Raw genomic sequence first — 25,726 nt, 5'->3', positions numbered from 1 at the left:
ACCCTCAATCCAGCCCCTCGCCGAGACGGTGGCTCCAGTCGAACAGGGCCTCCAACGTACGGATCGCCTGGCCCCTGGCCGACACCAGATCAGGGTCGCGTCCCAGGACAAGCCGCGCATCGTCGGAGGCCGCCAGCATCAGGGCGCGGTGGCGGACAGGGTCGGCGAAGCGGTAGGCGGGAAAGCCGCTCTGCTTCAGGCCCAGGGGATCGCCGCCGCCGCGCAGGCGGAAATCCTCCTCGGCGATCTCGAACCCGTCCTCGGTGCGCCGCAGGGTCTCCAGCCGCTCGCGCGCCGTCTCCCCCAGGCCCCCGTCCTGCCCGCCGTACAGAAGGATGCAGGCGCTGGACTTGGCCCCGCGCCCGACCCGGCCGCGCAGCTGGTGCAGCTGGGCCAGACCAAAGCGGTCGGCGTGTTCGATCACCATGATGGTGGCGTTGGGCACGTCGACCCCGACCTCCACCACGGTCGTGGCCACCAGCACCGGCAGCCGGCCGTCGGCGAACTCGGCCATCACCGCCTCGCGCTCGGCTCCCGGCATCTGGCCGTGGGCCAGGCCGATCTCGATGCTCAGGATGCGCCGGAGATCGCGCGCCCGCTCCTCGGCCGCCGCCAGATCGCTGATCTCCGATTCGGCCACAAGCGGACAGATCCAGTAGGCCTGGGCCCCGGCTTCGACGGCTGCCTTCAGCCGCTGCGCCACCTCGCCGATGCGGGCCAGGGGCAGGACGGCGGTCGCCACCGGCGTCCGACCGGGGGGCTTTTCGGTCAGGCGGCTGACCTCCAGCTCGCCGTACTGGGTCAGTTCCAAAGTGCGCGGGATGGGGGTGGCGGACATGGTCAGCAGATGAACGCCGCCGATGCGCGGATCGCCCTTGGCCTGCAGCCGGGCGCGCTCCTTGACCCCGAACCGGTGCTGCTCGTCGATCACGGCCAGGGCCAGGCGGTCGAAGCGGACCGCGTCCTGGAACAGGGCATGGGTGCCGATGGCGATCCGGGCGGTGCCCGAGGCGAGATCGGTCAGGCGCTGGCGACGCTCGGCCGGCGTATCGCGGCCGGTCAGCAGGATCGTCGGGCACCCGGCGGCTTCCAGCATGGGGCCCAGGCGCTGGAAATGCTGGCGGGCCAGGATCTCGGTCGGGGCCATCAGCGCCGCCTGGAACCCGGCGCCGGCGGCGTCGGCCATGGCCAGGGCGGCGACCGCCGTCTTGCCGGAGCCGACGTCGCCCTGCAGCAACCGCCCCATCTGCTCGCCCGAGGCGAGGTCGCGGCGGATCTCGGCGAGGGCCTGGCTCTGGGCTCCGGTCAGGGAGAAGGGCAGGGCCTCGACGAGCGATCGCGAAGCCGCGCCGGGCGCGAACACCGGGGCCGGGGTGATCTGGCGCGCCCGCCGGCGACGGGCCAGGGCCAGCTGGTGCGCGAACAGTTCGTCATAGGCCAGCCGCTCGCGCGCCGGGCTGTCCGGCGACAGATCGGCCTCTCCGGTCGGGGCGTGGAGCGCCTCCACGGAGGCCTTCCAGCCCGGCCAGCCGCGCCGCGCGAGCCAGGCCGGGTCCTGCCACTCGTCCAGGTCCGGCGCGGCGGCCAGGGCCCCCAGGGCGATCTTGCGGACGTGGCGCGAGCTGAATCCCGCCGTGGCCGGATAGACGGGTTCGACCGTGGGGATCTCCTCGGCCTTGTCGAGCGGCACGATCCAGTCGGGGTGGACGATCTGGACCTCGCCGTTGAACCGCTCGACCTTGCCGGACACCAGCCGACGTTCGCCCTGCGGCAGCTGGCGGTCGATGTGCTGGGGGCTGCCGCCGAACCAGATCAGGTGGACGAAGCCGGTCTCGTCGCTGGCGCGGACCTTCAGCGGCACGCCGGGACGGCCGGGGGCGATCATGCGGTCGACGACGACGTCGAAGATCCCGATCTCGCCCTCGACGGCGTCGGCGGCCAGGGTCCGGCGACGGGTGATGACGCCAATCGGAGCCAGGAACAGCACGTCGCGCACCAGCGGCCCGGCCAGCTTCTGGACCAGCGGCAGGGTGCGCGGCCCCACGCCCTTCAGGCTGGAGACTTCGGCGAACAGGGGAAAGAGAATCTGGGGCCGCATCAGTGCGACAGCTTAGACGGTGCCGTGGCGCTGGCGAAACGCCGTGCAGAGCGCTATCTGCTTCATCCTTACGAATGACAGGACCGGGCAAGGATTCTTGTGGCCGATAACAATGCGCGTGCCGAGACCGATCTTCGCCAGCAGCGGCTGGGCCGGATCACCTTCCGCGCCTGGCGGCGCGGCTTCCGCGAGGCGGACCTGGTGCTGGGCCCGTTCATGGAGCGCGAGGGCGCGGGCCTGAGCGACGCAGACCTGGACCAGCTCGAGGCCCTGCTCGCCGAGGACAACGACCACGAGCTGTACGCCTGGATCATCGAGACCCAGCCCACGCCGGCTGAACATGACACCCCCCTGATGCAGAAGCTGCGTACCTTCATGCGCGCCCACGTGGCGGCGGCCGTGGCCGAGGGCGCGGGTTGATGGACGGAGCCGGCCCGGAGCGGCGCACCGATCACGAGCTGGGCGGGGCGCCGGAGGGGCTCGACGCCCTGATCGTCGCCGAGCGGTTGAAGGCGGCGGGCGGGATCGGCGTCTTCGTGGCGCGCGACTTCTCGCGGTCCAGCGCCTTCGTCCAGGCCTTCCGGTTCTTCGCCAAGGACGTCGAGATCCTCGAGTTCCCGGCCTGGGACTGCCTGCCCTACGACCGGCTCAGCCCGACGTCCGGTGTCTCGGCGGAGCGGATGGCGGCGTTGACGACCCTGGCCCGGCGCGATCCCAGCGACCGCACCCCCCTGCTGCTGGTCACGACCGTGGCGGCGGCGATGCAGCGGACGCCGCCGCGCGAGGTGACCACCTCGGCCGGCTTCGATGCGGTCGTTGGGCGGGAGCTCGATACGGTCGCTCTCGAGCAGTATTTCACCACCAACGGCTATATGCGGGCCTCCACCGTCAACGAGCGGGGCGAATACGCCGTGCGCGGCGGGGTCATCGACGTCTTTCCGCCGGGCTTCGAGGAGCCGGTGCGCCTCGACATGTTCGGGGCCGAGCTGGAATCGATCCGCACTTTCGACCCCCTGACCCAGCGCTCCACCGGACAACGCCGCGACGTGGCCCTGTCGCCGGTGTCCGAGGCGCTGCTGAACCCCGACACGATCAGCCGCTTTCGCACCGGCTATCTGAACCTGTTCGGGGCCGCGGGCGACGATCCGCTGTATGCCGCCGTCAGCGAGGGCGCGCGGCGTCAGGGCATGGAGCACTGGCTGCCGCTGCTCTATCCGAACCTCGAGACCCTGTTCGACTACCTGCCCGACCGGGCCGCGATCTTCCTGGACCATCAGGTCGAGGCGGCGCGGGGCGAGCGCTGGGCCCTGACGCGCGATGCGGCCGAGGCGCGGCGCGAGGCGTCCAAGACCAAGGGCGGGGCGGCGAACCGGGCCCTGGCCCCGGAACGCCTGTATCTGCCCGAGGCGGACTGGAACTCGGCCCTGGCCGGCCGGGCCGTGCGCCGCCTGACCCCGTTTGACGGGGCTGCCGAGGATGCCGGGGGCCGGCTCGGCCGGACCTTCGCCGCTGAACGCGCCCAGGACAGCGTCAACCTGTTCGAGGCCGTGGCTCATCATGCCGCCGCGCTCAAGGCGGACGGCAAGCGGGTGGTGTTCGCCTCCTGGACCGAGGGGTCTTCGGATCGGCTGGGCGTCATGCTGGCCGACCACGGCCTGGATCACGTGGTGCCCGTCCGCGACTGGGCCGATGTGCAGGCGGCGTCCAGGGACCTGTATCTGCGGGCCATCCTGCCGGTCGAGCACGGCTTCACCACGGCCGACGTCGCGGTCATTTCCGAGACCGACATCCTGGGCGACCGGCTGGCGCGGCCCAAGCGCAAGCGCAGGGCCTCGAATTTCCTGGCCGAGGCCTCGGCCCTGACGACCGGGGATCTGGTGGTCCACCTGGACCACGGCATCGGCCGCTATGAGGGGCTGAAGACGCTGGACATCCAGCAGGCCCCGCACGACTGCCTCGAGCTGCTGTATGCGGGCGAGAGCAAGCTCTATCTGCCGGTCGAGAACATCGACCTGCTGACCCGCTACGGGTCCGAATCCGACGGGGTCCAGCTGGACCGGCTGGGCGGGGCGGCGTGGCAGGGACGCAAGGCCAAGGCCAAGGCCCGCCTGCGCGACATGGCCGAGGGACTGATCGCCCTGGCCGCCAAGCGCGCCCTGCGGGTCGGAGAGGCCATCACCCCGCCGCACGGCCTGTTCGACGAGTTCTGCGCCCGCTTCCCCTATGAGGAGACGGACGACCAGCTGAACGCCATCGGCGACGTGCTGGAGGATCTCGGCAAGGGCGTGCCGATGGACCGGCTGATCTGCGGCGACGTCGGCTTCGGCAAGACCGAGGTCGCCATCCGCGCCGCCTTCGTCGTCGCCATGACCGGGCAGCAGGTGGCCATCGTCTGCCCGACGACCCTGCTGACCCGCCAGCATTTCAAGACCTTCAGCGAGCGCTTCGCCGGCTGGCCGATCAAGGTCCGGCACCTGTCGCGCATGGTCACGGCCAAGGACGCGGGCGAGACCCGGGCGGGGCTGAAGGACGGGACGTTCGAGATCGTCGTCGGCACCCATGCGGTGCTGGCCGAACAGGTGGGGTTCAAGGACCTTGGCTTGGTGATCGTCGACGAGGAGCAGCATTTCGGGGTCAAGCACAAGGAGAAGCTCAAGAGCCTGCGCGCCGACGTGCATCTGCTGACCCTGACCGCCACACCGATCCCGCGGACCTTGCAGATGGCCCTGTCCGGCATCCGCGAGATGTCGATCATCGCCACCCCGCCGGTCGATCGTCTGGCCGTCCGGACCTATGTCGCGCCGTGGGATGCGGTGATGGTGCGCGAGGCCCTGCTGCGCGAGAAATACCGCGGCGGTCAGGCCTTCTACGTCTGTGCGCGCCTGTCCGACCTGCCCGAGATCGAGCGGTTCCTGCGCGAGCAGGTGCCGGAGATCAAATTCGTGGTCGGTCACGGCCAGATGAGCCCGACCCAGCTGGAGGACGTGATGAGCGCCTTCTACGACGGCAGTTATGACGTGCTGGTCTCGACCACCATCGTCGAAAGCGGCATCGACATTCCGACCGCCAACACCCTGATCGTGCACCGGGCCGACATGTTCGGCCTGGCCCAGCTGCACCAGATCCGGGGCCGGATCGGGCGCTCCAAGGCCCGCGCCTTCGCCTATCTGACGACCGACGCCACCAAGCCGCTGACCCTCTCGGCCGAGCGGCGGCTGCAGGTGCTGCAGTCGCTCGACAACCTGGGGGCCGGGTTCCAGCTGGCCAGCCACGATCTGGACCAGCGCGGCGGCGGCAATCTGCTGGGCGACGAGCAGTCGGGCCACATTCGCGAGGTCGGGGTCGAGCTGTACCAGCAGATGCTGGAGGACGCGGTGGCCGAGCTTCGCCAGAACGGTAGCGAGGGCGTGGTCGACCGGGGCTGGTCCCCGGCCATCAACGTGGGGGCGGCGGTGCTGATCCCCGAGGACTATGTCTCGGACCTCAACGTCCGGCTCAGCCTGTATCGCCGGCTGTCGGACGCCGAGAACAATCAGTCCCGCGAGGCCCTGGCCGCCGAGCTGATCGACCGGTTCGGCCCGCTGCCGGACGAGGCCAAGCAGCTGCTGCGGATCGTCGGGATCAAGGCCAACTGCAAGACGGCCTGTATCGAGCGGATCGACATCGGGCCCAAGGGCTGCGTCCTGACCCTGCGCGACAACCGCTTCCCCAATCCGGCCGGTCTGGTCGGGCTGATCCAGAAAAACCATGCGACCTGGAAGATCCGGCCGGACCAGAAGATCGTCGTCAAGGGCGACTGGCCGACCTCCGAGGACCGTCTGAAGGTCGCGGAGCGAATCACCACGGACCTGGCCCGGGTCGCCGGGGCGTGAGCCAGATCGTCGTCCGGCCCGCGACCGACGCGGACTGGCCGGCGATCTGGCCGATCGTCGAGGCCGTCGTGCGGGCGGGCGAAACCTATACCTGGCCCCGCGACCTGGCGGAAACCGATGCCCGCGGCCTGTGGATAATCCCGCCGCCGGGCTTAACCCTGGTGGCCGTCGACGGCGAGCAGGTGCTGGGCACCGCCAAGATCACGCCCAACCAGATGGGGCCGGGCGCGCATGTGGCCAACGCCAGCTGCATGGTCGACGCCGACGCCAGGGGCCGGGGTTTGGGCCGTCTGCTGGGCCAGACTGTGCTGGACCGGGCGCGCGACGCCGGCTTTCGGGCGATGCAGTTCAACGCCGTGGTCGAGACGAATGTCGCCGCAGTGACCCTGTGGGCCTCGCTGGGATTCGACATCCTCGCCACGGTGCCGGAGGCGTTCGATCATCCCACGCGAGGCCTGGTGGGCCTTCACATCATGTATCGCCGCCTCTGAGCGATCGGCCCTTTTCCACGTCGGAACGGCGCTCGCCATCCGCCGGCGTCAGGCCGTAGGGCGCGACCAGGCTCCAGAGGTGGTCGGGGATCATGGACTTCATCCGGCGCGGTTCCTCGCGTCGCAGGTGGATCACGGTCTCGGCCGCCTTCATCTCGACCCGGGTGCGGGCGAACTCCAGGCCGCGCGGGCCGGTGCGCGGCTGCAGCCAGCTGACGATCGGCCGGACCCAGTCGGGCATGCGACGCAGCGGCAGGCCGCCGGCTGCGCGTTCGACGTTGGCGATGAAGCCCGCCACGGCCGCCTTGCGTTTTCCCTTGTCTCCGGGAGCCGACAGCCGGACCTCATCCCCCAGCAGGTCCAGCAGAGCCTCTCCGCGCGCATTGCGGACCAGCAGCCACTGCTCTCCCTCGCCAGCCATATAGCCGACCGTGATGTCGGCCAGGGCATTGGTGTAGTCGACGCAGGTCCGGCAGGTGAGCGGGAAGAAGTCCGGGGCCAGCTGCGAGATCGGCAGGGACAGGAAGGGGATGGTCCTCACCCGTCCGTCGGTAAAGCGCAGCTCGACGTGATAGTCGGCGCGGAACTCCAGATAGGTGATGGTGTCGGGATGCTCCGACAGCAGGGCCAGGAATTCGTGGAACCGCTCGGTCGTGGTGTTGTCCGAACAGGGCGTGCCGATGACGTAGAGGGCGTCCAGCCCCAGATCGGCCTCCAGGCTGCGCAGGGCATAGATCTGGCAGGGGATGCCGATGACGGCGAGGCGACGATAGCCCTGGGCCCGGGCGTCCTCCAGCAGAGCCAACAGGGGCGCATAGCCCATCCGCATGCCCCGCACCTCGGCCATCGCCGAGGCCTCGGTCACCAGCACCGGCATGGGGCGCCACTTGTCGTCCGGGTCCGGGGCCATGGTCAGGACGGCATCGACGGTCCCGCTCTCCAGCAGTCGCTCGCCGATTCGGGTGGTGATGCCCGTCCACTGGGCGCCGGGGGCAGGGGCTTTCAGCGTCGCCCGCACCATGCGGCGAACCGGGCCGAAGAACAGCTCGTCCGGCGTCTGCGCAGGATCGCGCGGTCGCCCGTGGATGCGGGTCTCCAGCGCCGGATAGTCGGGCTTGATGAATTGGCAGGCCTTGCCGCAGAGGCTGGGGTCCTCCATCCGCGACACGCCGCAGTCGGTGCAGAGGTTACGTGGAACGGGCGGACGCACCGGCGGGGCCCAGATCGGCGCTGTGGGGTCGGCGGAGACAGGCAAGAGCAGCGTCCCGAAGCGTCGGCCTCAGAGAACCGAACCGCGAGAAACCCATGCTTGGAGTCAGCCGTCAACCACGCGCTCAGGCAGCGACCGACCGCGTCGCGAGCATTTGCGGACAATAGGAAACCGCGCTTAAGCGGCAAGCGACCGCGTCGCGAGCGTTAGCGAACTAAAAAGAGAGAGAGGGGGAGCGCGCCATCCCTTCTGCTTCAGAAGAGATGGCGCGAGTGACGGGACTCGAACCCGCGACCTCCGGCGTGACAGGCCGGCACTCTAACCAACTGAGCTACACCCGCGTTTCCCGCTGCGGCGTTTCCTCCGCAGCGAGGGGCGTCGTTTAGGCGGGGGCTCGCGGGTGTGTCAAGCGACGATCGAGAGCATATTCAAACTTCTTCATCGGACTGCGATCGCCGAACCGGACATCATCGGCGGCGGCTCGTAGTGCACCCCGACGCCCGGCCCCAGCGGCAGGTCCAGCGCCACCCAGGCCGCCACCATGATCAGCCCGGCCACCAGAAAGGCCCCGGCGTAGGGCAGCATGGTCGCCATCAGCGAGCCGAGACCGAAGCGCGGATCCCAGCGCTGGGCGAAGGCCAGGATCAGGGGGAAATAGCTCATCAGCGGCGTGGCGATGTTGGTGACCGAATCCCCCATCCGGTAGGCGGCGGTGGTCATCTCGGGGCTGATGCCCAGCAGCATGAACATCGGCACCACGATCGGGGCCAGGGCCGACCATTTGGCCGAGGCCGAGCCGATGAACAGATCGAAGACGCAGGAGACCAGCACCACCACGATCAGCAGCAGCGGGGCCGGCATGGCCAGTTCGCGCAGCGAGGCGGCCGCATTGACCGCCAGGATCGGCCCCAGTCCCGACCAGTTGAACATGGCGACGAAGTGGGCCGCGAAGAACACCAGGACGATGTAGGGGGCCAGAACGGATATGCCCTCGCCCATCATCCGCACCAGGTCGCGATGGCTGCGGATCGTGGCCGCGCCGACGCCATAGGCGGCCCCGGTGACGAAGAAGGTCACGGCGAAGAAGGCGGCGAGGGACCGATAGAGCGGATTGAACCGCTGTGCGGGCTCGGCCTCGGCATCGATGAAGGGCGAGGCGGGGAGGGTGGCGATGAGCGTCCACAAGGCGATCATGGCCAGCAGCGCCAGGCCGGCATAGGCCAGGCCCTTCTTCTGCGGTCCAGTCAGCGGCTGACGTTCCTCGAGCGCCGGCGGGGCCACCCCCTCGGCCGGCCGCCATACGCCCAGGCGGGGCTCGATCACCCGGTCGGTCAGGAACCAGACGATCGGGGTGAAGACGATCACCACGCCGACGATGAAGAACCAGTTGCCGGCGATGCTCACCTGATAGGTCGGGTCGATCAGGTGGGCGGCCGGTTCGGTGATGCCCAGGATCAGGGCGTCCGAGGCTCCCGGAAACAGATTGCCCGCATAGCCGCCCGACACGGCGGCGAAGCCCGCCGCCAGCCCCGCCAGGGGGTGGCGCCCCGCCGCCGCGAAGATGACGGCCGCCAGGGGGATGACCACGACATAGGAGGCGTCCGACGCGTGGTGCGACACCATGCCGACGATGACCACGACAGGCGTCAGGATCATCTTGGGCGCGTTCAGCAGCGCGCCGCGGATCGCCGTGGTGAACAGGCCCGTCCGCTCCGCGACCGCGGCCCCGTAGATGATGATGATCACGATCCCCAACGGCGGGAAGTCGGCCAGGGTCCGCGGCATGCCGATGATCAGGTTCGACAGGTTTTCCGACGACAGCAGGCTCTGGGCGACCAGGGTCTCGCCGGTCACCGGATTGACGGCCGACCAGCCGAGCGCGCACCCGATCATACTCAGTACGATCAAGCCCAGGATCAGCCAGAGGAACAGGAAGGCGGGATCGGGCAGGCGATTGCCGATGCGTTCGACAAGGCCGAGAAAGCCCCGGCCGGGGGGAAGGCTGTCGGGCGTCACGTCGCTCATGGGCTGGCGCGGTCCTTCGAAATGACGGAGCCGTGCATATGGCCAGAGGCCGGCCGGGGAGGGCAAGCTGAGCCGTCAATCCTTGCGAGCCATTCTCAATGAAAAGCCTTTCGTCGCATGGGTTTGAACCGCCGCGATCTTGGGTCTAGAAGACCCCGAATCCGCCGCCACTCCCCACCGCGGCAGGGACCTGTCCTGATGAATGCATTCCTTCTGCAATACCTGCCCATCGTGATCTTCCTCGGGATCGCGACCGTGCTGGGTCTCGGCTTCATGATCGCCGCCTGGGCCCTGGCCCCGTCCAACCCGGACAGCGAGAAGCTGTCGGCCTATGAGTGCGGCTTCAACGCCTTCGACGACGCGCGGATGAAGTTCGATGTCCGGTTCTATCTGGTCTCGATCCTGTTCATCATCTTCGATCTCGAGGTGGCGTTCCTGTTCCCCTGGGCCGTGTCGATCTTCGACCTGGCGCAGGGCACGATGGTGTTCGCCTTCTGGTCGATGATGGCCTTCCTGGGCGTGCTGACGGTCGGCTTCATCTACGAATGGAAGAAGGGCGCGCTGGAATGGCAGTGATCGCACCCCCGTCGACCGGTTCGACCGGCGGCCTGATCGGCGCCTCGTCGCCGCTGCCGACCGCCTATGGCCAGGGCGGTCGCTCGACCGTCGAGGGCTATGACCCCAAGATTCACGACAAGTTCTTCGAGGCCATCAACACCGAGGTCGCCGAGCAGGGCTTCCTGACCGCCTCAATGGACGACGTGATCAACTGGGCCCGCACCGGCTCCCTGATGTGGATGACGTTCGGGCTCGCCTGCTGCGCCGTGGAGATGATCCAGGCCTCGATGCCGCGCTATGACCTGGAGCGGTTCGGCATGGCCCCGCGCGCCAGCCCGCGCCAGTCGGACCTGATGATCGTCGCCGGCACCCTGACCAACAAGATGGCTCCGGCCCTGCGCAAGGTCTACGACCAGATGCCGGACCCGCGGTATGTCCTGTCCATGGGCAGCTGCGCCAACGGCGGCGGCTATTATCACTACAGCTACAGCGTTGTGCGCGGCTGCGACCGGATCGTGCCGGTCGACGTCTATGTGCCCGGCTGCCCGCCGACGGCCGAGGCCCTGATCTACGGCCTGCTGCAGCTGCAGAAGAAGATTCGTCGCACGGGGACGATCGAGCGATGAGCGAGTTCGCCCAACCCGCCTATGCGACCGGCCATCGCGCCGCCGTCGCCGCCAACACCGCCGTCCTGACCCCGCTGGGCCAGGAGATGGTGGCCGAGTTGCAGGTCGATGCGACCGTTTCCTATGGCGAGCTGACCCTGACCTGCCACCGCGACCGGATCGTTTCGGTCCTGACGGACCTGCGCGACCGCTTCGGCTTCCAGCAGCTGCTGGACGTCTGCGGCGTGGACTATCCCGACCGGGTCGAGCGGTTCGACGTCGTCTACCACCTGCTGTCCCTGACCCGGAACGCCCGGGTCCGGGTCAAGGTCACGACCGACGAGATCCAGCCGGTGCCCAGCGTCATCACCGTCTACCCGTCCGCCGAATGGTTCGAGCGCGAGGCCTTCGACATGTACGGCATGCTGTTTTCGGATCACCCGGACCTGCGCCGGCTGCTGACCGACTACGGTTTCCAGGGGCATCCGCTGCGCAAGGACTTCCCGATGACCGGCTATGTCGAGGTCCGCTACGACGAGCAGCAGAGACGGGTGGTCTATGAGCCCGTCAAACTGACGCAGGAGTTCCGCCAGTTCGACTTCCTGTCGCCCTGGGAAGGCGCGGAATATCCGACCGACGTCCTGCCCGGCGACGAGAAGGCCGCCCAGGCCATCGCGGTCGGCACGACCGCCCCTTCGGGAGGGAAAGCCTGATGGCCGACGGACACCCCATCGCCAAGGCCACGCCCACCCGGGCCGCGCTGGACGTCGTCAGCGACGACCTGGGGCACATCGCCTTCGACGACGGCCGCACCGCGCACGCGCGGGAAATGGACGACCGCAAGTTCACCATCAACTTCGGCCCGCAGCATCCGGCGGCGCACGGCGTGCTGCGGCTGGTGCTGGAGCTGGACGGCGAGATCGTCGAACGCGTCGACCCGCACATCGGCCTGCTGCACCGCGGCACCGAGAAGCTGATGGAGGCCCGCACCTATCTGCAGAACGTGCCCTATCTGGACCGCCTCGACTATGTCGCGCCGATGAACCAGGAGCATGCCTTCTGCCTGGCCATCGAGCGGCTGATGGAGATCGAGGTCCCGTACCGGGCCCAGCTGATCCGGGTGCTGTATTCGGAAATCGGCCGGATCCTGTCGCACATGCTGAACGTGACGACCCAGGCGCTGGACGTCGGGGCCCTGACCCCGCCGCTGTGGGGCTTCGAGCAGCGCGAGAAGCTGATGGTCTTCTACGAGCGGGCCAGCGGGGCCCGACTGCACGCCAACTATTTCCGACCCGGCGGCGTGCATCAGGACCTGCCGATGGCCCTGATCGACGACATCTGGACCTGGTGCCAGGAGTTCCCGGCCGCCCTGGCCCAGATCGAGGCCCTGGTCACCGAGAACCGAATCTTCAAGCAGCGCAACGTCGACATCGGCATCGTGTCCAAGGAGCAGGCCCTGCAGTGGGGCTTCTCCGGCGTGATGCTGCGCGGATCCGACATCGCCTGGGACCTGCGCAAGTCGCAGCCCTATGAGTGCTATGCCGAGCTGGATTTCGACGTGGTCGTCGGCAAGAACGGCGACTGCTGGGACCGCTATCTGGTCCGCGTCGAGGAGATGAAGCAGTCGGTGCACATCATGGAGCAGTGCATCCACAAGCTGCGCAACTGCCCCGGCGATCCGGTCATGGTCGAGAACAACAAGATCGTGCCCCCGACGCGCGGCGAGATGAAGCGGTCGATGGAAGCCCTGATCCATCACTTCAAGCTCTACACCGAAGGCTTCCACACCCCGGCCGGCGAAGTCTATGCCTGCGTCGAGGCGCCCAAGGGCGAGTTCGGCATCTATCTGGTCTCTGACGGCACCAACAAGCCGTACCGCGTCAAGATCTCGGCCCCGGGCTTCCGCCACCTGCAGGCCATGGACTGGATGAACCGCGGCCACATGCTGGCCGACGTCTCCGCCATCCTGGGCTCCCTCGACATCGTGTTCGGCGAGGTCGATCGGTGAGCGCCTTCCCCGTCGATCCGGTCTTCACGCCCCTGCAGGGGATCGCCTTCGCGGGCTTCCTGCTGTTCAGCCTCGCGCTTCAGTACGCCTTCTCGCCGCGTCGTCGGGCCATCATGGGCCGCGCGAAATTCGTTTTGGCCTCGGTCCTGATCGCCACGCCCGGCATCGCCGGCGTGACCCTGGTGCGGGGGGCCTATCGCGCCGGCTATCTGGAAGAGGGGCGGGGCTTTCTGGAAGCCAATCTGCGCTCCATCGTCTGGATGAGCGGCTTCATTTTTCTGAGCCAGATGGCCGTGCGGTTCCTGCCGCCGCTGTCGTGGCTGTCGCGTGATCTCGATCGGGCCGGCAAGGCCGTGTGGGGCGCGCGCCTGAACCGTTGGATGGGGAAAGCATGAGCGTTCGTCGTCTCGCCAAGGACCAGCCCGCCTCGTTCGCCTTCTCGGCCGAGACGATGGCCAAGGTCGACTGGTGGATCGCCAAATATCCGGCCGATCGCGCCCGTTCGGCCGTGATCCCGATGCTGTGGCTGGTCCAGAAACAGGAGGGCTGGGTTTCGGAGCCCGCCATCCGCGCCATCGCCGACCGTCTGGACATGGCTTATATCCGGGTGCTGGAGGTCGCGACCTTCTACACCATGTTCATGCTGGAGCCCGTCGGCTCGGACGCCCTGATCCAGGTCTGCGGCACCACGCCCTGCATGCTGCGCGGCTCGGGCGAGCTGATGAAGGTCTGCAAGAGCCGTATCGGCCCGAATCAGACCCTGTCGGCCGACGGCAAGTTCTACTGGGAAGAGGTCGAATGCCTCGGGGCCTGCGTCAACGCGCCCATGGCCATGATCAACGACTACTATTTCGAGGATCTGACCGCCGCCGACATGGACCAGATCATCGACGACTTCGCCGCCGGCAAGACGCCCGAGCGGGGCACGCGCGTCGATCGGGTCAATTCGGCCCCCGAGGGTGGGGCCCTGACCCTGACCGATCCCAAGCTGTATGACGGCTCGGCCGCCCAGCCGATCGCCAAACTGCCGAACACGGAGCCGGTGCCCGCGTGACCGCCGCCCCCGACCTCGAGACCGAAGCCGGCCGCGCCGCCTATCGCAAGGAGTTGCGGCAGGTGGCCCTGCCGCTGCGCTGGGGCGGGCTGGCCCTGATCATCCTGGCCGCGCTGTTCTGCGTCGCCGCCTCGCGCGGGCTTCTGGGCCTGTCCGAGGAAACGATCGTCGTCGGCTATGCGATGCTGGCGGCCGGCTGGGCCCTGGTCATCGCCACCACCTTCCTGCGCACCCGCCACCATCGCCGTCGCATGGCCGAGATCGACGCCATCCGACGGGAGGGCGCGTTTCAATGAGCGCCGCTGTTCCCGCCGCTGGCGAACCGTCGCGTGACTGTCGGACAGGCGGTGCAGTATCGTTGATCTCAAGGCGTTCGGGGGTCCGTCATGGCATCAAGGAAATCAGACGACCGAACCGCGCGGCGCAGCGTCGCCGGCGCCTTCCTGGCCAATCTGATGGGGGCCAGCGCCCTGCCGCTCGGCGCGCAGCCACAGCCGCCACAGCCCGCCGCTCCGTCACCCTCTCCGTCGCCCGCCCCGTCCCCTTCGCCTGTCTCACCCGGTTCCCCGAATGCGCCTGATCGTTCAGCATCTCCCCTCGGCGAGCGGACGCCTCCGCCCAGCGAGCGCTCGCCCGGCGATCGCCGCAGCGAACTGTCGCGCCCGCGGGGCAGCGGCACCGGCCGTCGCGGCCGGGGCGGGGGAGGCGGTCTGATGGTCGGTCTGCTGGAAGACAAGGATCGCATCTTCACCAACCTGTACGGTCTGCAGGACTGGGGTCTGGACGGGGCCAAGCAGCGCGGCTGCTGGAACGCCACGCCGGACATGCTGGCCATGGGCCGCGACTGGATCATCACCAACGTCAAGAACTCCGGCCTGCGCGGGCGCGGCGGCGCGGGCTTCGGCACCGGCCTGAAGTGGTCCTTCATGCCCAAGGAGGTAAAGGACCGGCCGCACTATCTGGTCGTCAACGCCGACGAGTCGGAGCCCGGCACCTGCAAGGACCGGGAGATCATGCGCCATGATCCCCACCTGCTGATCGAGGGCTGCCTGATCGCCTCCTTCGCCATGCAGGCCCACGCCTGCTATATCTATCTGCGCGGCGAATACGTGCTGGAACGCGAGCGGATGGAGGCGGCGGTCAAACAGGCCTATGAGGCCAATCTGATCGGCAAGAACAACGTCCATGGCTGGGATTTCGACGTCTATATCCACCACGGCGCCGGGGCCTATATCTGCGGCGAGGAGACCGCCCTGCTGGAGAGCCTGGAGGGCAAGAAGGGCCAGCCGCGGCTCAAGCCGCCGTTCCCCGCCGGCGCCGGCCTGTACGGCTGCCCGACCACGGTGAACAACGTCGAGTCGATCGCCGTCGTCGGCACGATCCTGCGGCGCGGGGCCCAGTGGTTCGCCGGCTTCGGCCGTCCGAACAACACGGGCACCAAGCTGATGAGCATCAGCGGCCACGTGAACCGGCCGTGCAACGTCGAAGAGGCCATGTCGATCCCGCTGCGCCAGCTGATCGAGGATCACTGCGGCGGCGTGCGCGGCGGCTGGGACAATCTGAAGGCCATCATCCCGGGCGGCGTGTCCGTGCCGCTGATCACCCGCGAGATGTCGGAAACCGCGCTGATGGATTTTGACAGCCTGCGCGAGATGAAGTCGGGCTTGGGCACGGCGGCGGTCATCGTCATGGACCAGTCGACCGACCTGGTGAAGGCGATCGCCCGCATCAGCTATTTCTACAAGCACGAGAGCTGCGGCCAGTGCACCCCGTGCCGCGAAGGCACCGGCTGGATGTGGCGGGTGCTGGAACGCATGGCCGTGGGCGAGGCGGATCCCGGCGAGATCGACATGCTGCTGGAAGTCTCCACCCAGATCGAGGGCCACACGATCTGCGCGCTGGGCGACGCGGCCGCCTGGCCGGTCCAGGGCCTGATCCGGCATTTCCGCCACGAGATCGAGGACCGCATCTCGCAGTACCGCAGCCGCCGCGCGAATTTCGCCGGCCATGCGATCGCGGCGGAATAGGCGATGCGGCGCGTGACGGGAATCCTGGCGACGATGGCCCTGGCGGCCAGCCTGTCCGCCTGCGCGACGGCCCAGCCTGCGGCTGCGTCAGCGGTCCAGGCCGCGCCGGTCGCTGCGGCCGATCCGTTCGCCGCCCAGCGGCCGACAGCGGCCGGCGTGGACGTCGTCCAGCCCGCCGCCTTCGCACCGGGCACCTGGATGAACAACTCCTACATCGACCACGTGACCCAGTTCGCGACCCTGCCGTCCGAGCCGGGCGGCATCGCCTTCGTCGGCGATAGCATCACCGAAGGGTTCCGCTGGAGCGAGGCCTTCCCCGGCCGAAACATCCGCAACTGGGGTATCGGCGGCGACACCAGCTTCGGGGTCCTGGCCCGTGCGCGGCAGGTCATCGCCACCCGCCCGGCCAAGATCTTCCTGCTGATCGGGACCAACGACCTGGCCAACTACGAGCAGACGCCGGATGCGGTCGCCGCCAACGTCGCTGCGGTCGTGGCGCTGTTTCGCGCCGAACTTCCCGAGGCCGAGCTCTACGTCCAGTCCGTGATGCCGCGCCAGCCGGACTTCCGCGCGCGGATCGAAGCCCTGAACGCCCAGCTCGCGACCATCGCCCAAACCCATGATGCCCGCTTCATCGATGTCTATACGCCGATGCTGGCCGGCGATCGGCTGGATCCGACGCTGACGGTCGACGACCTGCATCTGACCGGCCAGGGCTATCAGCGCTGGCTGTCGATCATCGGCGGCTGCGTGACGGGGCAGGGGCGTTGCGGATGAGGCGCGCCTTGATCCTCGCCTTGCCGGTCGTCCTGGTCGGGGCCTGCCAACGCGCGCCGGACGCGGCCCCGACGCCGTCGGAGCAGGTCGCGGCCACGGCCCCGGTCTCCGACGCCGTGGCCGAGTCGCCAGCCGTGCTGACGGCTGTCGACCTGCGGCGCGTCTGCCGCGCGGGTCTGGCCGCCATCCACGGCCAGCAGGTCGCGGCCATCGAACTGACGGGGCTGGAAGGTCAGGTCGTCAACGCCGAATGGCGCGCCCCCGTTGACGGCGGGCGGATGAAGGCCCAGTGCCGCGCCGGGGACGGTCTTGTGGTGTGGAAGCCGCTGGACCTCCCCGATCCCGCCTCCATCCGCTGGATGGACCGGGCCGACGACGCCGTGGTGCGCTACGTCATCCGCGGCGAAGAAATCGAGATCACCCAGACACTGCCGGATGGCACGACGCAGCAGGCGATGATGCCTGTCCGCGCTGAAGAAGAGGTAAGCTGATGCCCGTCGCCAAGGTCAACGGCGTCGAAGTCGAGTTCGAGGCCGGGATGACGGTGCTGCAGGTCGCCGAGCGCGCCGGGCACGAGATCCCGCGCTTCTGCTATCACGAGCGGCTGTCGATCGCCGGTAACTGCCGCATGTGCCTGGTCGAGGTGAAGCCCGGACCGCCCAAGCCGCAGGCCAGCTGCGCCCTGCCGGCCGCAGAGAACCAGGAAATCTTCACCGACACGCCGATGGTCAAGAAGGCCCGCGAGGGGGTGATGGAGTTCCTGCTCATCAACCACCCGCTCGACTGCCCGATCTGTGACCAGGGCGGCGAGTGCGACCTGCAGGACCAGGCCATGGGCTATGGCCGCGACGGCTCGCGCTATGCCGAGAACAAGCGCGCGGTCGAAGACAAATACATGGGTCCGACCATCAAGACCTTCATGACGCGGTGCATCCAGTGCACCCGCTGCGTGCGGTTCGTGTCGGAAGTAGCGGGCGTGCCGGACATCGGCATGATCAGCCGCGGCGAGGACGCCGAGATCACCACCTATCTGGAAGGCGCGGTGAACTCCGAACTGTCGGGCAACGTCAACGACCTGTGCCCGGTCGGGGCCCTGACCCACCGGCCGTGGCAGTACCACTACCGCCCGTGGGAGCTGAAGAAGACCGAGACCATCGACGTCATGGACGCCCTGGGCTCGAACATCTCGGCCCAGTCCAAGGGCACCGAGATCATGCGGATCCTGCCGCGCGTGCACGAGGGCATCAACGAGGAGTGGCTGTCGGACAAGAGCCGCTATGTCGTCGACGGCCTGCAGGCGCGCCGCCTGGACCGGCCCTATGTGCGCGAGAACGGCAAGCTGCGCGTCGCCTCCTGGGACGAGGCGCTGAATGTCGTGGCGTCCAAGCTGAAAGCGGCCTCGGCCGATCGTATCGGCGTCATCGCCGGCGATCTGCAGGACGCCGAATCGATGAAGGCGGCGCTGGACCTGTTTCGCGCCCTGGGTTCGGCCAACACCGACTGCCGCCAGGACGGTTCCGCCCTGGGCCATGGCCCGCGTGAAGGCTGGCTTTTCAATACGGGCCTGCAAGGGCTGGAAGAGGCGGATTCGATCCTTCTGGTCGGCGTCAATCCGCGCACCGAAGGCCCGCTGCTGAACCAGCGCATCCGCAAGAGCTGGCTGGCCGGCAAGACCCGCGTCGGCGTGATCGGCGAACAGGCCGACCTGACCTATGACTACGACTTGGTCGGGCGCGGCACCCGCACCCTGGCCAAGCTGCCCAAGGCGGCGGCCGAGGCCCTGTCGAACGCCGAGCGTCCGGCCTTCGTCGTCGGCACCGGGGCCCTGTCGGGACCGGACGGTGCCAAGGTCCTGAACACCCTGGGCAAGCTCGCGGCCAAGCTGGGCGTCGTCAAGGACGGCTGGAACGGCTTCAACGTGCTGCACTCGGCGGCGGCGCGCGTGGGGGGTCTGGATATGGGCTTCGTGCCCGCGTCCGGCGGCCTGTCGGCGCACGAGATGGTCCAGCCGGGCGCGCTGGACGTCCTGTTCCTGCTCGGGGCCGACGAGATCGACACCGGCCCCTCCAAGGCCTTCAAGATCTATCTGGGCAGCCACGGCGACCGCGGGGCCCACACGGCCGACGTCATCCTGCCGGGCGCCGCCTGGACCGAGAAGTCGGGCCTGTACGTCAACACCGAAGGCCGTGTGCAGATGGCCGAACGCGCCGTCTTCCCGAAGGGCGAAGCGAAAGAAGACTGGGCCATCCTGCGCGCCCTGTCCGAGCGGGTCGGTCATACCCTGCCGTACGACACGCTGGACCAGCTGCGCACGCGGCTGATGGGCGAGCATCCGACCTTCGGGCGCATCGACTATCTAGCCCCGGCGGCGTCGTTCGACGTGGCCGCTCTCGGCCAGAAGGGCGACCTGGGCGACGTCGCCCTGGTCGCCGCCGTGGTCGATCCGTATCTGAACAATCCGATCGCGCGCGCCAGCGCGACCCTGGCCGAGCTCAGCGCCCTGCGCATGGCACCGGCCCTGCTGGCGGCGGAGTAGAGCATGACCGAGAATTTCTGGACGAGCCCCGTCGGCTGGACCCTGATCACCACCGGCGGCATCCTGGTCGTCACGGTCGGGATCCTGCTGTCCCTGGCCTTCCTGCTGCTGGCGGATCGCAAGATCTGGGCGGCGGTCATGATGCGCAAGGGCCCCAACGTCGTGGGCCCGTTCGGCCTGCTGCAGTCGTTCGCCGACTTCTTCAAATTCGTGCTGAAGGAGATCGTCGTGCCGGCCGGGGCCGACAAGGCGGTGTTCCTGCTGGCCCCGCTGATCACCTTCGTCCTGGCCTTCATCGCCTGGGCGGCCATTCCGTTCGCCCCCGGCTGGGTGGTGTCGGACCTGAACGTCGGCATCCTCTACATCTTCGCGATCAGCTCGCTGGGTGTCTACGGCATCATCATGGGCGGCTGGGCCTCCAACTCGAAATACCCGTTCCTGGGGTCGCTGCGTTCCGCCGCGCAGATGGTGTCTTACGAGGTGTCGATCGGCCTGATCATCATCAACGTGATCCTGCTGGCCGGGACCATGAACCTGACCGGGATCGTGACCCAGCAGGAGGGCTGGATCTGGAACTGGTTCGTCTTCGGCGGCGGGGCCGACACCTGGCCTCTGGTCGTGGTGATGATTCCGGTCGCGGTGATGTTCTTCATCTCGGCCCTGGCCGAGACCAACCGCCCGCCGTTCGACCTGCCCGAGGCCGAGTCCGAGCTGGTGGCCGGCTATCAGGTCGAATATTCGTCCACGCCCTACCTGCTGTTCATGATCGGCGAATACGCCAACATCGTCTTCATGTGCGCCATGACCAGCCTGCTGTTCTTCGGCGGCTGGAACCCCGGCTTCCCGATCGACTTCGCCGCCGACTGGCCGCCCTTCCTGGTCAACCTGCTGCTGTTCCTGGTCCTGGCCGTGAAGATCGTAATCGTCTTCTTCATGTTCGCCATGGTGAAGGGGTTCGTGCCCCGGTACCGCTACGACCAGCTGATGCGGCTGGGCTGGAAGATCTTCCTGCCGACCTCGCTGGTGGCCGTGGTGATCGTGTCCGCCTGGCGGGTCTTCGTGGTCGGGGCATGATCCGCATGATCGCCCTGTCCATCACCGCCGTCGGCCTGAGCGGTTGCCTGCCGCCCGCCTATGAGGCCGAGCCCGCCTCGGTCTATCAGTGGCAACGCCGCCAGGAAGCCGTCGAGCGACAGGAGGCCGAACGCGTTCGCCTGTGCGCCATCATGAGTACCGACACGGATCGCTATCGCCGCGACTGCCGTCGTCCCGGAGACCCCGTCCGATGATTACCCGTATCGCCCAGGCCGCGAAGGGCGCGATGCTGATCGACATGGTGGGGGCCTTCGCCCTGACCCTGCGCGAATTCTTCCGCCCCAAGCACACCATCAACTATCCGTTCGAGCGCAATCCGCAGTCGCCGCGCTTCCGCGGTGAGCACGCCCTGCGCCGTTATGCCAACGGCGAGGAACGCTGCATCGCCTGCAAGCTGTGCGAGGCCATCTGCCCGGCCCAGGCCATCACGATCGAATCGGAACCGCGCAGCGACGGCAGCCGCCGCACGACCCGTTACGACATCGACATGGTCAAATGCATCTATTGCGGCCTGTGCCAGGAGGCCTGCCCGGTCGACGCCATCGTCGAGGGACCGAACATGGAGTTCACCGTCGAGACGCGCGAGGAACTGCTCTACGACAAGGCGCGCCTGCTGGACAACGGCGACCGCTGGGAACGCCAGATCGCCAAGAACCTGGAGCTGGACGCGCCGTATCGGTGACGGGAGCGCGGACCGTCAGGTCCGCATGTGTGAGCTTGTGCGGACCTGAAGGTCCGCGATCCATTTGGTCGCTTCATTTTGGGGCGAACGGTGTCTAAGAGGTGCGGCGATTGCGCCGCACCAATTCGGAAAGGGCGAAAGCCTCCCATGCTGCAAGGCATAGCCTTCTATCTGCTCTCGGCCGTGGCCGTGGCGTCCGGCCTGCTGGTCGTGACCGCGCGCAACCCCGTGCACTCGGTGCTGTGGTTGATCCTGGCCTTCTTCTCCTCCGCCGGACTGTTCGTCCTGCTGGGGGCGGAGTTCCTGGCGATGCTGCTGGTGGTCGTCTACGTCGGCGCCGTGGCGGTGCTGTTCCTGTTCGTCGTCATGATGCTGGACGTCGACTTCGTCCGCCTGCGCGAGGGCTACGCCACCTACCTGCCCCTGGCGGCCATCGTCGCCGGCGTGCTGCTGGCCGAGATGATCATGATCTCGATCGTGGTCGTGCAGGGCGGGGCGGCCTCGGATGCCCTGGCCCCGGCCGTCGCCACCGCCGACGCGTCCAACGTCGAGACCATCGGGCGGGTGCTCTACACGGACTACATCTACTTCTTCCAGGCGGCGGGCATCGTGCTGCTGATCGCCATGATCGGGGCCATCGTCCTAACCCTGCGCAAGAAGCCTTCGGTCCGTCGCCAGGACCCGGGCGAACAGACCAACCGCGACCGCAAGACCTCGGTCGAGATCAAGGGCGTCGTCACCGGCGTCGGCGTTTCGGGCGAGGAGCTGCGCTGATGGACGTCGGTCTGCAACACTATCTGGCGGTCGCCGCCATGCTGTTCACCATCGGGGTCTTCGGCATCTTCGTGAACCGCAAGAACGTCATCGTCATCCTGATGTCGGTCGAGCTGATCCTGCTGGCGGTGAACATCAATTTCGTGGCCTTTTCCGCCTATCTGAACGACGTCCAGGGGCAGATCATGGCCATGTTCGTCCTGACGGTGGCGGCGGCGGAGGCCGCGGTCGGCCTCGCCATCCTGGTGACCTTCTTCCGCAATCGCGGGGATATCGCCGTGGATGATGCCAGCGTGATGAAGGGCTGATCGGCGTGTCTCTCGAACTGCTCGTCACCCTGGGCGTCTTCGCGCCCCTGCTCGGCGCGGCGATCGCCGGCTTCTTCGGCCGCCGCATCGGCGACATCCCTTCGCAGACCGTCACGACCGGCCTGCTGTTCTTCTCCTGCGCCGTAGCCTGGACGGTCTTCGGCCAGTGGACCTGGGGCCATCTGGAGCCCTTCACCGTCTCGGTCGCCCCCTTCATCAATGTCGGCGACTTCCAGTCGGCCTGGGCGATCCGCATCGACGCCCTGTCGGCGGTGATGCTGGTGGTGGTGACCAGCGTCTCCTCGCTCGTGCATCTGTATTCCTGGGGCTATATGGCCGAGGACGACAGCCGGCCGCGCTTCTTCGCCTATCTGTCGCTGTTCACCTTCGCCATGCTGGCGCTGGTCACCGCCGCCGACTTCATGCAGCTGTTCTTCGGCTGGGAAGGGGTGGGCCTGGCCTCCTATCTGCTGATCGGCTTCTGGTACAAGAAGCCCACCGCCAGCGCCGCCGCCATCAAGGCCTTCGTGGTCAACCGGGTCGGCGATTTCGGCTTCGCGCTCGGCATCATCACGGTCTTCTGGATGTTCGGCACGATCCAGTTCGCCGAGCTGTTCCCGCTGATCGCGGCGCAACAGGGGCAGGGCTGGGAGTTCCTGGGCTACACCTGGTCGGCGCTCGATCTGGCAGGGGTGCTGCTGTTCATCGGGGCCATGGGCAAGTCGGCCCAGTTCTTCCTGCACACCTGGCTGCCCGACGCCATGGAGGGCCCGACCCCGGTCTCGGCCCTGATCCACGCCGCGACCATGGTCACCGCCGGCGTGTACATGGTGTGCCTGCTCAGCCCGATCTATGAGTACGCGCCGACGGCGTCGCTGCTGATCGCCATCGTCGGCGCGGTCACGGCCCTGTTCGCGGCGACGGTCGGTCTGATGCAGAACGACATCAAGCGGGTCATCGCCTATTCGACCTGTTCGCAGCTGGGCTACATGTTCTTCGCGGCGGGCGTCGGCGTGTACGAATCCGCCATGTTCCACCTGTTTACGCACGCCTTTTTCAAGGCCCTGCTGTTCCTGGGAGCCGGCTCGGTGATCCACGGCATGCATCACGAGCAGGACATGCGGAAGATGGGCGGGCTGTGGAAGCTGCTGCCCGTCACCTATGCCGTGATGATGATCGGCACGATCGCCATCACCGGCCTGGGCATCCCGGAAATCGGCGGCTTCGCCGGCTTCTATTCCAAGGATTCGATCATCGAGAGCGCCTATGCGGCGGCCACGACCGGCCATTCCGCGGCGGGGTATTTCGCCTTCTTCGTCGGCATCTTCGCGGCGGGCCTGACCAGCTACTATTCGTGGCGGTTGATCTTCATGACCTTCCACAACAAGCCCGCCTGGAAGGACGACGCCCACGCCCACGCCCACGCCCACGGGCACGACGACCATGCCACCCATCCGGCCCAGCTCGAGACCCATTCCGAGCCGCTCGACGATGGAAACCATGGCGCGCACAAGCATGACGATCATGGCCATCATGGCCCGTTGAAGCCACATGAGAGCCCCTGGATCATGCTGGTGCCGCTGATCCTGCTGTCGGTCGGCGCGGTCGCCGCCGGCTTCGTCTTCGCCCCAAGCTTCATCGGTCACCACGAGGCCGAGTTCTGGCGCGGCGCCATCTTCAACGGGCCCGACAACCACGTCCTGCACGACAGCCACGAAGTGCCCACCTGGGTGAAGTGGTCGCCGCTGCTGGTCACCCTGCTGGGAGCCGCCATCGCCGCCTACTACTACGTGCTGCGCGAGGGCCTGGCGAAGCGGATGGCCGACCGGGAAGGGCCGCTGTGGACCTTCCTGTACAACAAGTGGTTCTTCGACGAGATCTACGGCTTCGTCTTCGTCAAGGGGGCCAAGGCGCTGGGTGACTTCTTCTGGAAGGTCTGCGACGTGCGGATCATCGACGGGCTGGGGCCGAACGGCGCCGCCTGGGGGTCGCTGAAATCGGCCGGCTGGCTGTCCAAATTCCAGTCCGGCTATGTCTATTACTATGCGTTCGTGATGCTGATCGGCGTGGCCGGTCTGCTCGCCTTCGCCATCTACGCCTGGGGCGCATAAGATGGGTGCGATCCCCAATATCCTGAGTGTGGTCACCTTCCTGCCGCTGGTGGGGGCGCTGCTGATCCTGATCGGCCGCTTCATTGATCCGGGCGCGCGCGACGGCATCGCCCGCTGGGGCGCGCTGGTCACGACGCTGGTGACCCTGGCGGTCTCGACCGTGCTGGTGCTGGACTTCGACAGCGCCAACCCGGCCTATCAGTTCGTCGAGAACTACGTGTGGTTCGCGGGCGCCAGCTATCATCTGGGCGTGGACGGGGTGTCGATCCTGTTCGTCCTGCTGACGGCCTTCCTGATGCCGATCTGCATCCTGGCCAGCTGGAAATCGATCGAGACGCGCGTCGTCGATTACATGATCGCCTTCCTGGTGCTGGAGACCCTGGTCATCGGGGTGTTCACCTCGCTGGACCTGTTCCTGTTCTACATCTTCTTCGAAGGCACCCTGGTGCCGATGTTCATCATCATCGGGGTGTGGGGCGGGGCCAACCGGATCTACGCGGCGTACAAGTTCTTCCTCTACACCCTGCTGGGGTCCGTCCTGATGCTGCTGGCCATGCTGTGGATGGCCAACAAGGCCGGCACCACCAGCATTCCGGAGCTGAAACAGTTCGCCTTCTCGGCCCAGGCCCAGTCGGTGCTGTGGCTGGCCTTCTTCGCCTCCTTCGCGGTCAAGATGCCAATGTGGCCGGTCCACACCTGGCTGCCGGACGCCCACGTCCAGGCCCCGACGGCGGGGTCGGTCATCCTGGCCGGCATCCTGCTGAAACTGGGCGGCTACGGCTTCATCCTGTTCAACGTGCCGATGTTCCCGGACGCCTCGGTCCTGTACCGGCCGCTGGTCTTCACCCTGTCGGTGATCGCCATCGCCTACACCTCGCTGGTCGCCTTCCGCCAGACCGACATCAAGAAGCTGATCGCCTATTCGTCGGTGGCCCACATGGGCTTCGTCACCATGGGCATCTTCGCCGGCAACGCCCAGGGCCTTCAGGGCGCCGTTTTCCAGATGCTGAGCCACGGCCTGATCTCGGGCGCGCTCTTCCTGTGCGTCGGCGTCGTCTATGACCGGATGCACACCCGCGAGATCGCCTTCTACGGCGGCCTGACCAGCCGGATGCCCTGGTACGCCGCCATCTTCCTGATGTTCACCATGGCCAACGTCGGCCTGCCGGGCACCTCGGGCTTCATCGGCGAGATGCTAACCATGACCGGCGTCTACCAGGCCTCGACCTGGGCCGCCTTCGTGGCCGCCACCGGCGTCATCCTGTCCGCCGTCTATGCCCTGACCCTGTACCGCAACGTCATGTTCGGCGAGATCGTCAACCCGGCCCTGGCCACGATCAAGGACATCGACCGACGCGAGCTGCTGATCTTCGTGCCCCTGATCGTCGGCACCATCTGGCTGGGCGTCCAGCCGGGTCTGGTGCTGGACTACACTTCTGCTTCCGTCGACGGCGTGATCAACGCCTGGCGCCTCGCGACCGGCGGGTGAGACCCT

General features: G+C 67.7%; 24 protein-coding genes and 1 tRNA gene. 21 read left to right on the top strand and 4 right to left on the bottom strand.

Annotated features, from left to right (window positions below; genetic code table 11):
- Positions 1-4 precede the first annotated feature (4 nt).
- On the bottom strand, positions 5-2,098 hold the full coding sequence (gene recG / locus BZG35_RS10120) for an ATP-dependent DNA helicase RecG (protein WP_077355541.1): 2,094 nt from the start codon (positions 2,096-2,098) through the stop codon (positions 5-7).
- A 99-nt stretch (positions 2,099-2,197) separates the two neighbouring features.
- Between recG and BZG35_RS10115 the strand changes: the two genes are divergently transcribed.
- Genes BZG35_RS10115 through BZG35_RS10105 form a run of 3 tightly spaced genes read left to right on the top strand, consistent with a single transcriptional unit; the run spans position 2,198 to position 6,461 of the window.
- The gene (locus BZG35_RS10115; RefSeq protein WP_077355540.1) at positions 2,198-2,518 is read left to right on the top strand and encodes a succinate dehydrogenase assembly factor 2; all 321 of its coding nucleotides are present in this window, start codon (positions 2,198-2,200) and stop codon (positions 2,516-2,518) included.
- Positions 2,518-5,970, top strand: a complete 3,453-nt coding sequence (mfd, locus tag BZG35_RS10110) for a transcription-repair coupling factor (RefSeq protein WP_077355539.1) — start codon at positions 2,518-2,520, stop codon at positions 5,968-5,970. The genes BZG35_RS10115 and mfd overlap by 1 nt, the downstream gene beginning before the upstream one ends.
- Positions 5,967-6,461, top strand: coding sequence for a GNAT family N-acetyltransferase (locus tag BZG35_RS10105; protein ID WP_216351842.1), 495 nt, complete (start codon positions 5,967-5,969; stop codon positions 6,459-6,461). The genes mfd and BZG35_RS10105 overlap by 4 nt, the downstream gene beginning before the upstream one ends.
- On the opposite strand, the gene BZG35_RS10100 is transcribed toward BZG35_RS10105, so the two are convergent.
- The 3 genes from BZG35_RS10100 to BZG35_RS10090 form a co-directional block, all read right to left on the bottom strand.
- Positions 6,442-7,716, bottom strand: coding sequence for a Coenzyme F420 hydrogenase/dehydrogenase, beta subunit C-terminal domain (locus BZG35_RS10100; protein ID WP_077355538.1), 1,275 nt, complete (start codon positions 7,714-7,716; stop codon positions 6,442-6,444). The two genes, BZG35_RS10105 and BZG35_RS10100, sit on opposite strands and share 20 nt — an antisense overlap.
- A gap of 219 nt (positions 7,717-7,935) precedes the next feature.
- Positions 7,936-8,012, bottom strand: a tRNA-Asp gene (locus tag BZG35_RS10095).
- Between the two features lie 97 nt (positions 8,013-8,109).
- Positions 8,110-9,696, bottom strand: a complete 1,587-nt coding sequence (locus BZG35_RS10090) for an AbgT family transporter (protein ID WP_077355537.1) — start codon at positions 9,694-9,696, stop codon at positions 8,110-8,112.
- A 198-nt stretch (positions 9,697-9,894) separates the two neighbouring features.
- Here BZG35_RS10090 and BZG35_RS10085 point away from each other — a divergent pair, with 198 nt between their 5' ends.
- The 18 genes from BZG35_RS10085 (at position 9,895) to BZG35_RS10000 (ending at position 25,720) form a co-directional block, all read left to right on the top strand.
- A complete protein-coding gene (locus tag BZG35_RS10085; protein WP_077355536.1) occupies positions 9,895-10,272 on the top strand; it encodes an NADH-quinone oxidoreductase subunit A in 378 nt (125 codons plus the stop codon).
- Positions 10,242-10,880 carry an NADH-quinone oxidoreductase subunit B family protein gene (locus BZG35_RS10080; RefSeq protein ID WP_150126004.1) on the top strand — a complete coding sequence of 213 codons (639 nt, stop codon included), beginning with the start codon at positions 10,242-10,244 and terminating at the stop codon, positions 10,878-10,880. Before BZG35_RS10085 ends, BZG35_RS10080 begins: the two co-directional genes overlap by 31 nt.
- An 86-nt stretch (positions 10,881-10,966) precedes the next feature.
- Positions 10,967-11,572, top strand: coding sequence for an NADH-quinone oxidoreductase subunit C (locus BZG35_RS10075; protein WP_216351922.1), 606 nt, complete (start codon positions 10,967-10,969; stop codon positions 11,570-11,572).
- Positions 11,573-11,688: 116 nt separating this feature from the next.
- The gene (locus tag BZG35_RS10070) at positions 11,689-12,867 is read left to right on the top strand and encodes an NADH-quinone oxidoreductase subunit D (RefSeq protein ID WP_371454841.1); all 1,179 of its coding nucleotides are present in this window, start codon (positions 11,689-11,691) and stop codon (positions 12,865-12,867) included.
- The gene (locus BZG35_RS10065) at positions 12,864-13,262 is read left to right on the top strand and encodes a hypothetical protein (RefSeq protein ID WP_077355532.1); all 399 of its coding nucleotides are present in this window, start codon (positions 12,864-12,866) and stop codon (positions 13,260-13,262) included. The genes BZG35_RS10070 and BZG35_RS10065 overlap by 4 nt, the downstream gene beginning before the upstream one ends.
- Positions 13,259-13,921 carry an NADH-quinone oxidoreductase subunit NuoE gene (nuoE, locus tag BZG35_RS10060; RefSeq protein WP_077355531.1) on the top strand — a complete coding sequence of 221 codons (663 nt, stop codon included), beginning with the start codon at positions 13,259-13,261 and terminating at the stop codon, positions 13,919-13,921. The genes BZG35_RS10065 and nuoE overlap by 4 nt, the downstream gene beginning before the upstream one ends.
- The gene (locus tag BZG35_RS10055; RefSeq protein ID WP_077355530.1) at positions 13,918-14,217 is read left to right on the top strand and encodes a hypothetical protein; all 300 of its coding nucleotides are present in this window, start codon (positions 13,918-13,920) and stop codon (positions 14,215-14,217) included. Before nuoE ends, BZG35_RS10055 begins: the two co-directional genes overlap by 4 nt.
- A gap of 417 nt (positions 14,218-14,634) precedes the next feature.
- Positions 14,635-15,948: an NADH-quinone oxidoreductase subunit NuoF gene (nuoF, locus tag BZG35_RS10050; protein WP_077355529.1), complete on the top strand. Its 1,314-nt coding sequence runs from the start codon at positions 14,635-14,637 to the stop codon at positions 15,946-15,948.
- Between the two features lie 3 nt (positions 15,949-15,951).
- Positions 15,952-16,725 carry a GDSL-type esterase/lipase family protein gene (locus tag BZG35_RS10045; protein WP_077355528.1) on the top strand — a complete coding sequence of 258 codons (774 nt, stop codon included), beginning with the start codon at positions 15,952-15,954 and terminating at the stop codon, positions 16,723-16,725.
- On the top strand, positions 16,722-17,216 hold the full coding sequence (locus BZG35_RS10040) for a hypothetical protein (protein WP_150126003.1): 495 nt from the start codon (positions 16,722-16,724) through the stop codon (positions 17,214-17,216). Before BZG35_RS10045 ends, BZG35_RS10040 begins: the two co-directional genes overlap by 4 nt.
- Positions 17,216-19,261: an NADH-quinone oxidoreductase subunit NuoG gene (gene nuoG / locus BZG35_RS10035; RefSeq protein WP_077355526.1), complete on the top strand. Its 2,046-nt coding sequence runs from the start codon at positions 17,216-17,218 to the stop codon at positions 19,259-19,261. Before BZG35_RS10040 ends, nuoG begins: the two co-directional genes overlap by 1 nt.
- Before the next feature lie 3 nt (positions 19,262-19,264).
- Positions 19,265-20,335: an NADH-quinone oxidoreductase subunit NuoH gene (gene nuoH, locus BZG35_RS10030; RefSeq protein ID WP_077355525.1), complete on the top strand. Its 1,071-nt coding sequence runs from the start codon at positions 19,265-19,267 to the stop codon at positions 20,333-20,335.
- The gene (locus BZG35_RS10025; RefSeq protein WP_077355524.1) at positions 20,332-20,550 is read left to right on the top strand and encodes a hypothetical protein; all 219 of its coding nucleotides are present in this window, start codon (positions 20,332-20,334) and stop codon (positions 20,548-20,550) included. Before nuoH ends, BZG35_RS10025 begins: the two co-directional genes overlap by 4 nt.
- Positions 20,547-21,038, top strand: coding sequence for an NADH-quinone oxidoreductase subunit NuoI (gene nuoI, locus BZG35_RS10020; RefSeq protein ID WP_077355523.1), 492 nt, complete (start codon positions 20,547-20,549; stop codon positions 21,036-21,038). Before BZG35_RS10025 ends, nuoI begins: the two co-directional genes overlap by 4 nt.
- 147 nt (positions 21,039-21,185) lie before the next feature.
- Positions 21,186-21,812, top strand: coding sequence for an NADH-quinone oxidoreductase subunit J (locus BZG35_RS10015; protein WP_077355522.1), 627 nt, complete (start codon positions 21,186-21,188; stop codon positions 21,810-21,812).
- Complete coding sequence (nuoK, locus tag BZG35_RS10010; protein WP_077355521.1) at positions 21,812-22,120, top strand: NADH-quinone oxidoreductase subunit NuoK; 309 nt, start codon at positions 21,812-21,814, stop codon at positions 22,118-22,120. Before BZG35_RS10015 ends, nuoK begins: the two co-directional genes overlap by 1 nt.
- A 5-nt stretch (positions 22,121-22,125) precedes the next feature.
- Positions 22,126-24,231 carry an NADH-quinone oxidoreductase subunit L gene (gene nuoL / locus BZG35_RS10005; protein ID WP_077355520.1) on the top strand — a complete coding sequence of 702 codons (2,106 nt, stop codon included), beginning with the start codon at positions 22,126-22,128 and terminating at the stop codon, positions 24,229-24,231.
- Position 24,232: 1 nt separating this feature from the next.
- On the top strand, positions 24,233-25,720 hold the full coding sequence (locus BZG35_RS10000) for an NADH-quinone oxidoreductase subunit M (RefSeq protein ID WP_171981931.1): 1,488 nt from the start codon (positions 24,233-24,235) through the stop codon (positions 25,718-25,720).
- Positions 25,721-25,726 lie beyond the last annotated feature (6 nt).

Origin of the sequence: Brevundimonas sp. LM2 (genome assembly GCF_002002865.1) — a bacterium.
Lineage (GTDB): Bacteria > Pseudomonadota > Alphaproteobacteria > Caulobacterales > Caulobacteraceae > Brevundimonas.
Note: the sequence above shows the minus strand (reverse complement) of the source record. Positions and strands in the feature narration are given on the sequence as shown.